Annotated in this window: 16 protein-coding genes and 1 other RNA gene; 7 read left to right on the forward strand and 10 right to left on the reverse strand. The window is 45.1% G+C overall.

From position 1 onward, the window contains the following. Positions 1-307: 307 nt before the first annotated feature. The 8 genes from ACXAC1_RS10330 to smpB form a co-directional block, all read right to left on the reverse strand. The gene (locus ACXAC1_RS10330) at positions 308-814 is read right to left on the reverse strand and encodes a PBECR2 nuclease fold domain-containing protein (RefSeq protein WP_475061411.1); all 507 of its coding nucleotides are present in this window, start codon (positions 812-814) and stop codon (positions 308-310) included. A 43-nt stretch (positions 815-857) separates the two neighbouring features. Then, positions 858-1,124 (reverse strand): hypothetical protein, encoded by a 267-nt coding sequence (locus tag ACXAC1_RS10335; RefSeq protein WP_475061412.1) that lies wholly within the window; start codon positions 1,122-1,124, stop codon positions 858-860. Beyond that, a complete protein-coding gene (locus ACXAC1_RS10340; RefSeq protein WP_475061413.1) occupies positions 1,114-1,950 on the reverse strand; it encodes a hypothetical protein in 837 nt (278 codons plus the stop codon). The genes ACXAC1_RS10335 and ACXAC1_RS10340 overlap by 11 nt, the downstream gene beginning before the upstream one ends. Before the next feature lie 14 nt (positions 1,951-1,964). Next, on the reverse strand, positions 1,965-2,162 hold the full coding sequence (locus ACXAC1_RS10345; protein ID WP_475061414.1) for a S24 family peptidase: 198 nt from the start codon (positions 2,160-2,162) through the stop codon (positions 1,965-1,967). A gap of 24 nt (positions 2,163-2,186) precedes the next feature. Beyond that, positions 2,187-2,495, reverse strand: coding sequence for a type II toxin-antitoxin system PemK/MazF family toxin (locus ACXAC1_RS10350; RefSeq protein ID WP_475061415.1), 309 nt, complete (start codon positions 2,493-2,495; stop codon positions 2,187-2,189). Further along, positions 2,489-2,728 (reverse strand): AbrB/MazE/SpoVT family DNA-binding domain-containing protein, encoded by a 240-nt coding sequence (locus ACXAC1_RS10355; RefSeq protein WP_475061416.1) that lies wholly within the window; start codon positions 2,726-2,728, stop codon positions 2,489-2,491. The genes ACXAC1_RS10350 and ACXAC1_RS10355 overlap by 7 nt, the downstream gene beginning before the upstream one ends. A gap of 142 nt (positions 2,729-2,870) precedes the next feature. After that, positions 2,871-3,233: a transfer-messenger RNA gene (gene ssrA, locus ACXAC1_RS10360) on the reverse strand. Positions 3,234-3,304: 71 nt separating this feature from the next. After that, positions 3,305-3,784, reverse strand: a complete 480-nt coding sequence (gene smpB / locus ACXAC1_RS10365; RefSeq protein ID WP_133565103.1) for an SsrA-binding protein SmpB — start codon at positions 3,782-3,784, stop codon at positions 3,305-3,307. A gap of 156 nt (positions 3,785-3,940) precedes the next feature. Here smpB and ACXAC1_RS10370 point away from each other — a divergent pair, with 156 nt between their 5' ends. From ACXAC1_RS10370 to ACXAC1_RS10380, 3 genes are read left to right on the forward strand one after another with little or no spacing between them, the layout of a single operon-like run. Then, positions 3,941-5,299: a sodium-dependent transporter gene (locus ACXAC1_RS10370; protein WP_475061417.1), complete on the forward strand. Its 1,359-nt coding sequence runs from the start codon at positions 3,941-3,943 to the stop codon at positions 5,297-5,299. A gap of 1 nt (position 5,300) precedes the next feature. Then, on the forward strand, positions 5,301-5,729 hold the full coding sequence (locus ACXAC1_RS10375) for a type II toxin-antitoxin system RatA family toxin (RefSeq protein ID WP_475061418.1): 429 nt from the start codon (positions 5,301-5,303) through the stop codon (positions 5,727-5,729). Further along, positions 5,722-6,012 (forward strand): RnfH family protein, encoded by a 291-nt coding sequence (locus tag ACXAC1_RS10380; RefSeq protein WP_475061419.1) that lies wholly within the window; start codon positions 5,722-5,724, stop codon positions 6,010-6,012. The genes ACXAC1_RS10375 and ACXAC1_RS10380 overlap by 8 nt, the downstream gene beginning before the upstream one ends. A gap of 8 nt (positions 6,013-6,020) precedes the next feature. Here the strand turns inward: ACXAC1_RS10380 and ACXAC1_RS10385 are convergent, their stop codons facing one another. Beyond that, positions 6,021-6,338, reverse strand: coding sequence for an outer membrane protein assembly factor BamE (locus tag ACXAC1_RS10385; protein ID WP_475061420.1), 318 nt, complete (start codon positions 6,336-6,338; stop codon positions 6,021-6,023). A 70-nt stretch (positions 6,339-6,408) separates the two neighbouring features. Here ACXAC1_RS10385 and fur point away from each other — a divergent pair, with 70 nt between their 5' ends. Continuing rightward, complete coding sequence (gene fur, locus ACXAC1_RS10390; protein WP_199464122.1) at positions 6,409-6,819, forward strand: ferric iron uptake transcriptional regulator; 411 nt, start codon at positions 6,409-6,411, stop codon at positions 6,817-6,819. Between the two features lie 18 nt (positions 6,820-6,837). Here fur and recN read toward each other — a convergent pair whose 3' ends face one another. Continuing rightward, entirely contained in the window at positions 6,838-8,514 is a 1,677-nt protein-coding gene (recN, locus tag ACXAC1_RS10395; RefSeq protein ID WP_475061421.1) for a DNA repair protein RecN, read from the reverse strand. A 205-nt stretch (positions 8,515-8,719) separates the two neighbouring features. Here recN and grpE point away from each other — a divergent pair, with 205 nt between their 5' ends. The 3 genes from grpE (at position 8,720) to dnaJ (ending at position 12,553) form a co-directional block, all read left to right on the forward strand. Next, a complete protein-coding gene (grpE, locus tag ACXAC1_RS10400) occupies positions 8,720-9,286 on the forward strand; it encodes a nucleotide exchange factor GrpE (protein WP_475061422.1) in 567 nt (188 codons plus the stop codon). Between the two features lie 103 nt (positions 9,287-9,389). Next, complete coding sequence (gene dnaK, locus ACXAC1_RS10405; RefSeq protein WP_475061423.1) at positions 9,390-11,306, forward strand: molecular chaperone DnaK; 1,917 nt, start codon at positions 9,390-9,392, stop codon at positions 11,304-11,306. Between the two features lie 116 nt (positions 11,307-11,422). After that, positions 11,423-12,553: a molecular chaperone DnaJ gene (gene dnaJ / locus ACXAC1_RS10410; protein ID WP_475061424.1), complete on the forward strand. Its 1,131-nt coding sequence runs from the start codon at positions 11,423-11,425 to the stop codon at positions 12,551-12,553. The last annotated feature ends 35 nt before the right edge of the window (positions 12,554-12,588 follow it).

The following is a 12,588-nucleotide window of genomic DNA, read 5'->3' on the forward strand; positions in this document are numbered from 1 at the left end:
TACATAGTGCTTAGGGGTTGTTTTGATGCCTTGGTGTGTCGCTTGTGCGTCATCTCAGCACAGGCGTTATTTGAACAGCTGTATGCTTTTTAGTGCCGTTTCATGCCCTTCTGTGTCTTTTGATAGGATATTTCAATTTCAAAACAGATATATTTGTATTAACATAATTATTGAAAGCGAGAAGCAGGCTGGTCTTACTACCGATAGCCTGTGGAAGGACCCCATAGATAGGTAAGTGTCTGTGTTAGGGTGAGACCTTTCTCCATTGCCCATGGATAATTAGGGCTTAGATTCGAGGCGATATCCGTTAGGGTATCGCCTTTTTTCGTTGGTAAATTATTTCACCGCTACGGTGTTTATTCAATCTCTTTGCTTCTGAGTGCATGAAGTTCCAAAGAGTGTGTGTCTCATATTGAGCTACTACGACCAACATTTGATTTCTGGTTTTAAACGTACCAATAAACTGAAAACGCTTAGTTTCATCTTCATATTCTGATAACCATACCTCGAAAGGGTTTTGTATAGTTTCAATTGCATACCTTACAAAGCGCTCTCTGGCGTCATTTCTCTTTTCCACAATGTGTCTCAAGTTCTTCCCGTGAACATCAATTAGACCGACAGGCGTCAGAATCTGATTAATGTCATTCTCGTGACCGAGGTTAAAAGCATCAAGGATAATGCTGTAAGCTAAGTCTGCGTTATCTGCTGCACTGATTTCGCCGGGACAGTCGAGGCGGTGTTCTAGCTCTAAGGAACGAAGATCAACTAGCCCTAAATCATTCCATTGATTCTGTATTTTTAATCGTTGAGACATAATCCATTTAGATTGATACGTATTTCTAACATGAGTAATAGTATCACCATTGCCAGCAGTGTTTACCATCTTTCAAGAAATGCCCGTGCAACTCGTCCCAAGTCTCGATCAGCTCTGATAGCTTGCGGCTGTCTTTTGGCCTCTCTAACCACGGCTTATCGTTCGACTGGGTTTCATGCTGGGCAATGGTGAAACGCATAAAACGCTCACACTCGCCCTTAGTCGGGAATGTCTTGCGATATGAGCGGCTTCCTCGGCCAGCTACACGGAAGCGGACCTCATAACCAGATGACAGTTTTTTAATTGGCATTGCCAACCTCTATGATTGGTGCATTCGTACAGTCTGAATATATTTTATTATCATTGGGTGACTTTTGATAAAAGGTCGTTTCCTGATAGTACCTATTTAGGTTTTCTGTTGTGAAAAATAGCCTAAGTGCGAATGGTGGTTCTATATTTTCTAGTGTGCTTAAGGTGAATTCAATATGTTTATTTTTAGGTACTTGTTGTAAGTTACTTTTTATGATTCCTCCATCTTTTATGAGTTCGAAATATGTGTTTTTGATATCTTTTCCATGATTTATTATGTATAGCTCTATGGTGTTTTCTTCTACTACTTTAGATGAGAAAGCGTTATTCATTGATGTGCCAATACGATAGAAATATGCAGAGATTATTTCTATCAAAGGTAGTTGAGAGTTTAATAGGTTTTTAATCTCTAGTTTTGTTAAGTTAACCATTTCTTTCTGTTCATTAACTGAGTTTTTTAACTCCTCGGCCTGTCTTTCTAATGCTAGTCTACTAATGATTAATTCTTCTCTATTCATTGCTAGCTCTTTGTTTTGCATAAAATAGCCAATTACTAGCCATAAAAATGCCAATGGGCTAAAAAAGCCTGCAAGAAAGTCACCAATTCCATTCAGTTCTGATGGTAGTGTTAGATTAGAAAATATTGTTAATATGAACAGCCCTCCGCCAATTATGATGAAGTAGAGTAAGGTTAATTTTTTTCCAATATGAAGATAGTTGCCTCTAAGGTCTAAAAACTTAAAAATTGATTTAAAAGGCTTAGTTAATTTATCAGGTAGTAGGTCATCAAGAGTTTGAAGTAATTTGCTGTCAGAAATTTTATACATTTAGCTACTCCTTGCTAAATCATTGGATGGCCAGACCAGATAACGCGGCCTATGATCTTTAGTGTGTTGAGGTCGGCTGACGCAATGACAATATCGCCGTAGTTTTTGTTATCTGATGTGATCGCCACGGTGCCGTTAAGTTGCTTTTGCACTCGCTTTACGAACAGTTCCCCATCGTAGTTGATGACGTATATCCCACCTTCATTAGTCATAGTATTCATATCCTTATTAATTGTTTAAGCCAACATCTGCAACAGCGTATCGTGCCATTGTTCTAATGGAATGGTACCAAGCTGTGATTTAAGGCGCTTTTTATCCACAGTGCGAATTTGATCTAATAAAATGCGACCGGGCTTTCCGTCTAAGGTGATTTCTGGGCGGCAGCCAAGTGGTTGGCCTTTGGAGGTAATCGGGGCGATGATGACTCTGGGGAGTGCTTGATTCATATCATCAGGGGAAATCACCAAGCAGGGGCGTGTTTTTCGAATTTCAGAGCCAACCGTTGGGTCCAGTTCAACCCAATATACTTCGCCGCGCTTTACCATTCCCAGTCCTCTTGCTCTGATTCGACATCCTGTAGTTCTTTTAGCGGTTCATCGTCTTTATTAGCGTCGTAGTTATCAAACCAGCCTTGACGTGGTTGCTGGCTAGGTTTTAAAACAAGAGCGCCATTTTCAATCGTCATCTCTACTTCATGATCAAGGTGAAGTGCTTCGATCATATGAGCAGGGATGATGATGCCTTTTGAGTTGCCAATTTTTCTTAACGTGGTGTGCATAATGCTAAACCGGTAATAACAATGTTATTACAAGTGTAGGTGAGATTTTACTTGGTTGCAATTTGTACAGATAGGGATTTCGGCTATTTTTAACAGGCACAAAAAAGCCGCTCATTGCTGAGCGGCCTTTTTCTTAGACGTCTGGTGGAGATGGGGGGAGTCGAACCCCCGTCCGCCAGTCCTCTGCCATTGGCTCTACATGTTTAGTCTCTTCTACTTTTTGACTGTTTACCGCCCGAAGGACAGGGTGTAACCAGCGAGCCTGTTTGAGCTTAGATCCTTATCCCCAGGCAGGGCATCGGATAGCATCTTGTAATTTATGATACTGCGGGATCCCGGGCTACAAGCAACCTGGGGGCAGCACACTAGCAGGTTATTAAGCTGCTAGAGCGTAGTTTTCGTCGTTTGCGACTATTAAAGTGATACAAGTGGATTTACGAGATCTCGTATCGCTCTCGACATGCACCTCAGGTTTTGTAACCGGCGTCGAAACCATGTCATCCCCGAAGTTGCGGCCATCATAACGAATCTAATCCGATTTCGCTAGTCAGTGGCGCGCTTTCCACAGTGTGGAAATTAAAATTTTGCCTTCATTAGGCGTTCTTTATCACGTGCCCAATCGCGCTCTTTGGCGGTATCGCGTTTGTCGTGATCTTTTTTACCCGTTACCAGTGCGACTTCACATTTGATCTTGTTACCTTTCCAGTACAAGGCCATGGCCGCACAGGTTTTGCCTTTTTGTTCAGTGACTTGGATGATGCGGTCGATCTCTTTGCGATGCATCAACAGTTTGCGCTGGCGCAACGGTTCGCACACTACGTGTGTCGATGCACTCAAAAGTGGTGTTATGCGAGCGTTGATTAGGTACGCTTCATTGCGGTGGATAATGACGTAACTATCCACTAGCTGTGCTTTCCCTTCACGAAGACTTTTGACTTCCCAGCCTGATAGCTCTAAACCTGCTTCAAACTTCTGGTCAATGAAGTATTCGTGGCGCGCGCGCTTGTTTAAGGCAATCGTGCCCGAGCTGTTTGGTTTTTTCTTTGCTTTACTCATAGGTAAAAATTATACGGTTGATAGCGCGAAAAGCCTATGCTTTTCTTGAGGTATGCGCCCTAATATAAGAAAATTTAGAATTATAAGTAAATTCGGTGCAGGCAGTTGCGCTGCCGTGTGTTTAAATTCGCTTAACGCATTATGAGAGCTTAATGTATGCCCGAGAGTCGCTGTTTACAAGGTATTTGGTCTAGCCCCTGGATATTTATTTTTGCAGCGGCTGGTTCTGCTATTGGTTTAGGAAATATTTGGAAGTTTCCCTACATGCTCGGTGAGCATGGCGGTGGTGCATTCTTGTTGATCTACTGCTTATGTTTATTGGTGGTAGGGCTTCCTATGCTGATGGCTGAGGTGGCCTTAGGCAGAACAGTACGCTCTAACCCCGTTGATACGGTTAATGATCTTGCTGAAAGGCGAGTCGTGTCAAAGTACTGGGTGGTCGTGCCTTATGTGGCTGGGTTAACAGGGCTACTGATTCTTTCCTTTTACAGCGTTATTGCTGGGTGGGCATTTGCTTATTCTCGACGTGCTGTAACTGGTACGTTGGAGCAACTTAACACCGTTCAGTCTGAAGCATTGTTTCAAAGTTTCTTGAATTCGCCTGTGGAGATGCTGCTCTGGCACAGTGTGTTTATGGGACTGGTGGTGTTAGTGGTTGGCCAGTCAGTAACCAGAGGGCTGTCTAATGTTGTGCGTATATTATTACCAACGTTGATTTTCGTTTTATTGTTGTTAGCTGCCTACGCTTTGGTCGTCGGAGCAAGTGCCGATGCCATCGGTTTTATGTTTCGATTGGACTGGGGACAAGTTACGTTTGATGTGGCTTTGTCGGCCATTGGTCATGCCTTATTTAGTCTAGGGGTTGGGTTGGGGGCAATGTTCTCATATGGCGCTTACATGAGTAAGCGTATGTCCATTGCAAAGGCTTGTACCATAGTGGTTGGATTGGATCTTCTGGTATCGATTCTGGCAGCGTTGATTATTTTTCCGCTGACGTTTGAGTTTGGTATTAATGCGGATTCTGGCCCCAGTTTACCCTTTGTGACATTGCCGATTATTTTTGATTTGTTACCAGCAGGCCAAGCGATCGGTTTAGTGTTCTTTGCTTTGTTGGCGTTGGCCGCACTAACGTCCGCTATTTCAATGATGGAGCTGTTTGTCTCTTGGATGCATGAGCGCTTTTATATAGGACGATTGAAGTCCGCGTTTTTAATTGGCATTGGGGTATGGTTCTGTGGCATCGCTATAGTGCTATCGTTCAACCATTGGGATACCAAGCTGCTGTTTGATCTAAATTTGTTTGAGCTGGTCGATAACCTTACGTCTTTGATTTTGCTGCCTATGGCGGCGGTGGCCTTGTCTGTTTTGGTTGCTTGGGTGATTCCTGAGCCAATGTTAAAAAACGAAATGATAGCGAAGAACCCCAAGCATTTTAGATGGTGGTACACTACGCTGAAATACGTCAGCATTCCGGCGGCAGTTCTGATAACCGTTGCTGGTTGGATAGGAGTTTAGTTTGAGTCACATTCAGAAGTTTGCTCATGTGAATTATAGCCAACAGCAAATGTACGATTTAGTGAATGATTTTGAGCAATATCCGGCATTTTTGCCTGGTTGTATTGGTGCACGAACCTTATCTCGCACTGATCAAGAAATTATTGCGACGCTTGATGTCGGCAAAGGGCCTGTTCAGCAGTCCTTTACCACTCGCAATGTGCTTACTGAGCCGAGCAAAGTGGAAATGAATTTAGTTCAAGGCCCTTTTAAGCGTTTACATGGTGTATGGACGTTTGAGCCTTTATCTGAAACAACGTGTAAAATTGCTTTAAGTATCGACTTTGAATTAAGCGGCATGTTGAAATTCGCATTTGGTGGCGTTTTTGGTCAAGTTGCCAATGCCATGGTAGAAGCTTTTAGTGAGCGAGCAAAAGTAGTATATGGCTAAGATTCGAGTTGAGGTGGCTTATGCGCTACCAGAAAAGCAGAAAATAGTCGCATTGGATGTAGAAGAGGGCTGCACTGTGATGGAAGCCGTGCGCCTTTCTAATATCGATGCGTTTTTTCCTGAGTTAGATTTATCTGCCCCGAAGCTAGGCATATTTGGTAAAGCTGTGCGTAAGCCAGAGGAGCAAATATTAAAATCTGGTGAGCGTGTAGAAATTTACCGAGAACTGAAGGTTGACCCGAAACAAGCTCGGGCCAACCGCGCTGCAAAAACAGACAAATAGGAGGCTTCCTACTTTTCCTGAACGTTCTGCAGGGCACCATTTTGGAAAGTGAGGGTCAAATGTTTGACCTCGCTTTGCTTGCTGTTCTGGTCACTGTATAAACTGGTAAACAGATAGTGCCATTGGTTTGAGTTAAACGTGCTGCTTACCATAGGTGTACCCATTACGTATAGGACTTGTGATTCGCTCATGCCAAGTTGGAGTTGTTGCACTTGTTCTGTTTTAATGACGTTGCCTTGTTCAACAGACGGTTTGTAGGGTGAAGGCAGCAAGCTGCAACCGCTAAGAGTGAGCAGCGTGGAAAGTAGGAGAATCGTTTTCTTCATTGGTCTTATCCTGTATTGGTTAGGTCAATGATAAAGTAATTATTAACGAGATCGAAATAGAGAATGACTCATGAGTAGTGAAAATCAAGAACTTAAAAAAGCTGGACTGAAAGTAACACTTCCGCGTGTGAAAATCCTACAAATCTTAGAAAATGCTGGTGATCATCACATGAGTGCGGACGACGTGTACCGTACTTTACTAGACCAGGGCGAAGATGTTGGTCTAGCAACGGTTTACCGTGTACTGACTCAATTCGAAACGGCGGGTCTTGTTTCTCGTCATCATTTCGAAGCCGGTACTGCGGTATTTGAACTTGCGAAAGGCGAGCATCATGATCACATGATTTGTCTTGAGACTGGAAAGGTAATTGAATTTGTGGACGATGTGATTGAGCAGCGCCAGCATGAGATTGCCGAGCAACACGGTTACGAAATCGAAGATCACAACCTGATCATATACGTTCGTCCAAAGAAGAGCTAAAAAACTTCAGTAGCCAAGCTACTGAAGTTGGACATTGCCGAGCATCTCTTGAGCATGAGCCAGAGTTTGCTCGGTAAGTTCTATTCCCCCTAGCAAGCGAGCAATCTCTTGGGTTCGTTTTGTCTCCACTAACGGTTCTACCTTAGATACCGTTGCCTCATTCAATACTTCCTTACTGACGCGGAAATGCTGATGTCCTTGGGCTGCAACCTGTGCCAAGTGTGTGACACAGAACACTTGCCCGCGATTGCCCACAGCGCGAAGCATCCGCCCAACCACCTCAGCGGTGCCGCCACTGATGCCCACATCGACTTCATCGAATACCAATGTCGGAATGACGGATGTGTGTGCCGTGACGACTTGGATGCCTAGGCTGATACGGGAAAGCTCACCGCCGGATGCCACTTTGCGAAGAGGTTGTGCGGGTTGCCCTGGGTTAGAAGCAATCATGTATTCGATTTCTTCATAGCCATTAGCGCTGATTTGATCCAGCGGATCGCAATGGATATGGAAGTGAGCATAAGGCATACCTAAGCCGTGGATTTGTTCTTCAACTCGTTGTGCCAGCTCCTCTTTAGCTTGCATACGCTTTTCTGTTAACAAAGTGGCGCTGGTTGTGAGCTGTTGATAAGCCTTTTCTTCTTTGAGCTTGAGGGCTTCTAAACTTTCTTCCCCACCAGATAAGCTGTCTAGTTCTGCTTCGACGTCTTCTCGCAAAGGAATTAAGCCTTCCGGCAACACTTTGTGTTTGCGGGCGGTGTCGTAGATATCGCTTAAACGTTGTTCGACATCTTGCAGGCGACCAGGGTCTTGCTCCAGAGTATCTTGGTAATGATTCAAGCTGCTTGAAGCCTCTTCCGCTTGGATGAGTGCTTGATTCATCATTTCTAAAGCGTTTTCAAGCTCTTTGGTGGCAGGGTGAATGGTGCTTGCCTGTTGGATGGCTTGATGTAGTAGCGAGCATATATTGCCTTCATCGTTATCTCTAAGGATGCCGCTCGCCGCGTAAGCTTTATATTGAGCGTCTGCAATGTTGGAGAGAAAAGCCTGCTCTGTTTCCAATTCCTCTAACTCGTGAGGCTTTAGGTCCAGCTGCGCTAACTCTTCCGCTTGGTATGACAGTAATTGGATTTTGGCTTCAAGTTCCGCTGAGCGATTTTGTTTTGCATGCAACTCTTCTTTCAGCTTACGCCATGCGTTGTATTCGTCACGAACTTGACGAGAGAGCTCTGTCAGCTGGCCATATTCATCAAGCTGTTGACGTTGTGCGCTGCGCTTTAACAGAGATTGGTGTTCATGTTGACCATGAATGTCGACGAGAAAGCTGCCTGCTTCCTTTAAGTCGCTTAATGTACATGGGCGGCCGTTAATGTAAGCCTTAGAACGGCCTTCTTTGCTAATGACTCGGCGCAATATGCATAGAGGATCGCTGCCATTCTCTAGGTCTCGCTCTTCTAGCCAGTGTTGTATTGCCGGATAAGCGCTGATTTCAAAGGTGGCGCTGATATCTGCCTTTTTTTCCCCGTGACGCACGACGCCTGCATCGGTGCGCCCCCCTAAACAAAGTGAAAGGGCATCCACCATGATGGATTTGCCAGCACCGGTTTCGCCAGAAATGGCGGTCATCCCAGGTTTTAGCTCTAAATCCAGAGTTTCTACAATGGCAAAATTTGAAATGGCGATACTGGTTAACATGGCATGCTCCCGATCAAGCAAAGTTTCATGGTTAAATATACAGTACTTTTATATGGTTCTTTATACAGTACTTGTACGTTTTTTGACAAGTGCTGAGAAAAGATTTTATTTGCATACATTTAATAAGGATTAGGTGTTGAAAGGTTAAAAGGTGACCCCATATACCACGCACAGACAGGTTACTTTCTGTTATTTGGAGATGAAAATGAGTGATCAAACGAATAAAGCACAGCAAGAAGTCGAGCAAGAAGAATTGCTAAACGAAGCCGATGCTGCCATCGCAGAAGAAGTCCTAGAAGGTATGGTAGATGATGCTTCTGATGAACTAGTTAAAGCACGTGAAGAAGCAGCGCAATACAAAGAAGTGGCGCTTCGTGCTCAAGCTGAAGCGCAAAATATTCGTCGTCGTGCTGAGCAAGATGTTGAAAAAGCGCATAAGTTTGCGCTGGAAAAATTCGCTAAATCCGTCATTACGGTTGCGGACAACCTAGAGCGTGCTTTGTCCTCTGCGGTAGAAGGTTCAGAAAATGACCCTATGCGCGAAGGTGTGGAGCTAACTTACAAAGACCTAGTAGAAACGCTAGCGCGTTTTGAAGTGGTTGCGGTTGACCCACAGGGCGAACCATTCAACCCTGAATTACATCAAGCGATGACCATGGTGCCAAATCCAAACATGGAGCCAAACACTGTGATGGATGTGGTACAGAAAGGTTACACACTTAATGGCCGCTTGTTGCGCCCAGCAATGGTGGTGGTTTCAAGCGCAGCCTAAAAAAAACTGTCATTTTTTTGACAGTGAGTGCTTGAAATAAAAATTGCCGTACCCAAATACAGAATTATCGAAACGAACAAAGAATTTTACTGGAGATACAACCATGGGCAAAATCATTGGTATTGACTTAGGTACAACTAACTCTTGTGTTTCCGTGCTAGACGGAGACAAGGCCCGCGTTATCGAGAACGCGGAAGGCGATCGCACCACCCCATCTATCGTAGCATTTACTGAAGATGGCGAGACATTGGTAGGTCAGTCAGCTAAGCGTCAAGCGGTTACTAACCCAACAAACACTCTATTCGCTGTTAAGCGTTTGATCGGACGTCGCTTCCAAGATGACGTGGTACAAAAAGACATCTCAATGGTGCCGTACAAGATCATCTCTGCAGACAACGGCGATGCATGGGTAGAAGTAAAAGGCGACAAGAAAGCGCCACCACAAATTTCTGCTGAAGTTCTTAAGAAAATGAAGAAAACAGCAGAAGACTACTTGGGTGAAAAAGTAACGGAAGCGGTTATCACGGTTCCTGCTTACTTCAATGACTCTCAGCGTCAAGCGACAAAAGACGCAGGTAAGATCGCTGGTCTTGATGTTAAACGTATTATCAACGAGCCAACAGCGGCTGCACTAGCATACGGTCTAGATAAAGCTTCTGGTGATTCAACAGTAGCAGTATACGACCTTGGTGGTGGTACATTCGATATCTCTATCATCGAAATTGCTGACGTTGATGGCGAGAAACAATTCGAAGTACTGTCTACGAACGGTGATACGTTCCTAGGTGGTGAAGACTTCGATATGCGCGTGATCGAATTCTTGGCTGCAGAGTTCAAGAAAGAGACGGGTATCGATCTACACAACGATCCACTAGCGCTACAACGTCTAAAAGAAGCCGGTGAGAAAGCGAAGGTTGAGCTATCTTCTTCTTCTCAAACAGAAGTTAACCTACCTTACATCACGGCAGATGCAACAGGTCCTAAACACCTTAACGTTAAGCTAACTCGTTCTAAGCTTGAGTCTTTGGTTGAAGATCTAGTGACTAAGTCTCTAGAGCCTTGTCGTCAAGCGCTGAAAGACGCAGATCTATCTGCTTCTGACATCGACGAAGTTATTCTAGTAGGTGGTCAGACTCGTATGCCACTTGTACAGTCGAAAGTAACTGAGTTCTTCGGTAAAGCACCTCGTAAAGACGTGAACCCAGACGAAGCGGTTGCAATCGGTGCATCGATCCAAGGTGCGGTACTAGCAGGTGATGTGAAAGACGTTCTTCTACTAGACGTTACGCCGCTGTCTCTAGGTATCGAGACTATGGGTGGTGTGATGACGGCTCTAATCGAGAAAAACACGACTATCCCAACTAAGAAGTCACAGGTATTCTCGACTGCGGAAGACAACCAGAACGCTGTAACGATCCACGCCCTACAAGGTGAGCGTAAGCAAGCGTCTCAGAACAAGTCTCTAGGCCGTTTTGACTTGGCTGACATCCCACCAGCGCCACGCGGTGTGCCTCAGATCGAAGTTAGCTTCGACATTGATGCCAACGGTATCTTGAGTGTCTCTGCGAAAGACAAAGCGACTGGTAAAGAGCAGTCTATCGTGATCAAAGCCTCTTCTGGCTTAAGCGATGAAGAAGTAGAACAAATGGTTCAGGACGCGGAAGCGAATGCTGAAGAAGACCGTAAGTTCGAAGAGCTAGTACAAGCTCGTAACACTGCGGACGGCATGATCCATGCAACTCGTAAGACTTTGACTGATGCTGGCGATAAAGCGACTGCAGAAGAAAAAGAAGCAATCGAGAAAGCGATCACTGATCTAGAAGCGGCTCTAGAGTCTAACGACAAAGATCAGATCGAAGAGAAAACGAATGCGTTGACTCAAGCGTCTGGTTCTCTAGCGCAGAAACTGTACGAGCAAGCAGATGCTGCTGAAGCTCAAGCAGGTGAACAAGCTTCTGGTCAAAAACAAGACGACGCAGTTGATGCTGAGTTTGAAGAAGTTAAAGACGACAAAAAATAAGCCAACCGCTTAGTTAAGTCGTCGTCCCAACGGGACTTATGCAAAACACGGGACGCTACCGTGTTTTGCTGTCTCTAGGGATTTGAACTCACTCTACATATTCAGGAACACCTGCAATGAGTAAACGTGATTATTATGAAGTACTTGGTGTTGCCAAGGATGCGGACAAAAAGGACATTAAAAAGGCCTACCGCTCATTAGCGAACAAGTACCATCCGGATAAGAACCCGGATAATCCAGAAGCGCTGGATAAATTCAAAGAGATTGCCGAGGCGTACGAAGTTCTGTCTTCAGAGGATAAACGTGCGGCCTATGATCGTTTCGGCCATGAAGGCGTGAGTGGTCAAGGTGGTCATGGTGGCTTTGGCGGCGGCGCTGGCGGCTTCAGCGACATCTTTGGCGACGTATTTGGTGATATTTTCGGTGGCGGCGGTGGCGGTGGTCAAAGCCGTACTCGTCGCGGATCAGATCTGCGCTACACCCTGGAGCTTGATCTTGAGCAGGCGGTTTGGGGTTGTGAAGAGAAAATTCGCATTCCAACGGCTGTAGAGTGTGATAAGTGTGAAGGCTCTGGTGCCAAGCCAGGTACTAAGCCAACGACTTGTCCAACTTGTAACGGTGCTGGACAAGTCCGTATGTCGCAGGGCTTTTTCTCTGTGCAGCAGACGTGTCCTCAGTGTCATGGCCAAGGTCAGATCATTTCTGACCCATGTAATTCTTGTCATGGTCAAGGCCGTAAGCAAGAGTACAAGACACTTAATGTTAAGATCCCAGCGGGTGTTGATACTGGCGACCGTATTCGTCTGTCAGGCGAGGGTGAAGCTGGAGCGTTTGGTGGCCCTTCAGGCGATCTATTTGTTCAGGTTTCGGTGAAACCTCATGCGATCTTTGAGCGTGATGGTGCGAACCTTTATTGTGAAGTGCCAATTAGCTTTGCAACGGCGGCGTTGGGTGGCGAAATCGATGTGCCAACACTTGATGGTCGTGTGCGTCTAAAAGTCACGCCTGAATGTCAGACAGGTAAACTGTTCCGTTTACGCAACAAAGGTGTGAAGCCTGTTCGTGGTGGCCCAGTGGGTGATCTGATTTGTAAGGTGGTGGTGGAAACGCCAGTGAACTTAACTGATCGTCAAAAAGAACTGTTAGAAGAGCTTGCGGAAACGATGGGTGAGAACTCAGAGCATTCACCTAAACAGAAAAGCTGGTTTGACGGCGTGAAGCGATTCTTCGAAGACATTAAAAAGTGATGCAAATCGCTATTTAAAACAAAGGAGCCAATTGG

The sequence above is a fragment of the Marinomonas sp. AWM4_232 genome (assembly GCF_056158325.1).

Excerpts from the sequence above, each read along its gene's own strand:
- fur (WP_199464122.1), top strand. The coding sequence starts at position 6,409 with ATGAGTAGTGAAAATCAAGAACTTAAAAAAGCTGGACTGAAAGTAACA.
- ACXAC1_RS10335 (WP_475061412.1), bottom strand. The coding sequence starts at position 1,124 with ATGCCAATTAAAAAACTGTCATCTGGTTATGAGGTCCGCTTCCGTGTA.
- dnaK (WP_475061423.1), top strand. The coding sequence starts at position 9,390 with ATGGGCAAAATCATTGGTATTGACTTAGGTACAACTAACTCTTGTGTT.
- ACXAC1_RS10330 (WP_475061411.1), bottom strand. The coding sequence starts at position 814 with ATGTCTCAACGATTAAAAATACAGAATCAATGGAATGATTTAGGGCTA.
- smpB (WP_133565103.1), bottom strand. The coding sequence starts at position 3,784 with ATGAGTAAAGCAAAGAAAAAACCAAACAGCTCGGGCACGATTGCCTTA.
- ACXAC1_RS10340 (WP_475061413.1), bottom strand. The coding sequence starts at position 1,950 with ATGTATAAAATTTCTGACAGCAAATTACTTCAAACTCTTGATGACCTA.
- ACXAC1_RS10380 (WP_475061419.1), top strand. The coding sequence starts at position 5,722 with ATGGCTAAGATTCGAGTTGAGGTGGCTTATGCGCTACCAGAAAAGCAG.
- grpE (WP_475061422.1), top strand. The coding sequence starts at position 8,720 with ATGAGTGATCAAACGAATAAAGCACAGCAAGAAGTCGAGCAAGAAGAA.
- ACXAC1_RS10350 (WP_475061415.1), bottom strand. The coding sequence starts at position 2,495 with ATGGTAAAGCGCGGCGAAGTATATTGGGTTGAACTGGACCCAACGGTT.
- ACXAC1_RS10355 (WP_475061416.1), bottom strand. The coding sequence starts at position 2,728 with ATGCACACCACGTTAAGAAAAATTGGCAACTCAAAAGGCATCATCATC.
- recN (WP_475061421.1), bottom strand. The coding sequence starts at position 8,514 with ATGTTAACCAGTATCGCCATTTCAAATTTTGCCATTGTAGAAACTCTG.
- ACXAC1_RS10345 (WP_475061414.1), bottom strand. The coding sequence starts at position 2,162 with ATGACTAATGAAGGTGGGATATACGTCATCAACTACGATGGGGAACTG.
- dnaJ (WP_475061424.1), top strand. The coding sequence starts at position 11,423 with ATGAGTAAACGTGATTATTATGAAGTACTTGGTGTTGCCAAGGATGCG.
- ACXAC1_RS10370 (WP_475061417.1), top strand. The coding sequence starts at position 3,941 with ATGCCCGAGAGTCGCTGTTTACAAGGTATTTGGTCTAGCCCCTGGATA.
- ACXAC1_RS10385 (WP_475061420.1), bottom strand. The coding sequence starts at position 6,338 with ATGAAGAAAACGATTCTCCTACTTTCCACGCTGCTCACTCTTAGCGGT.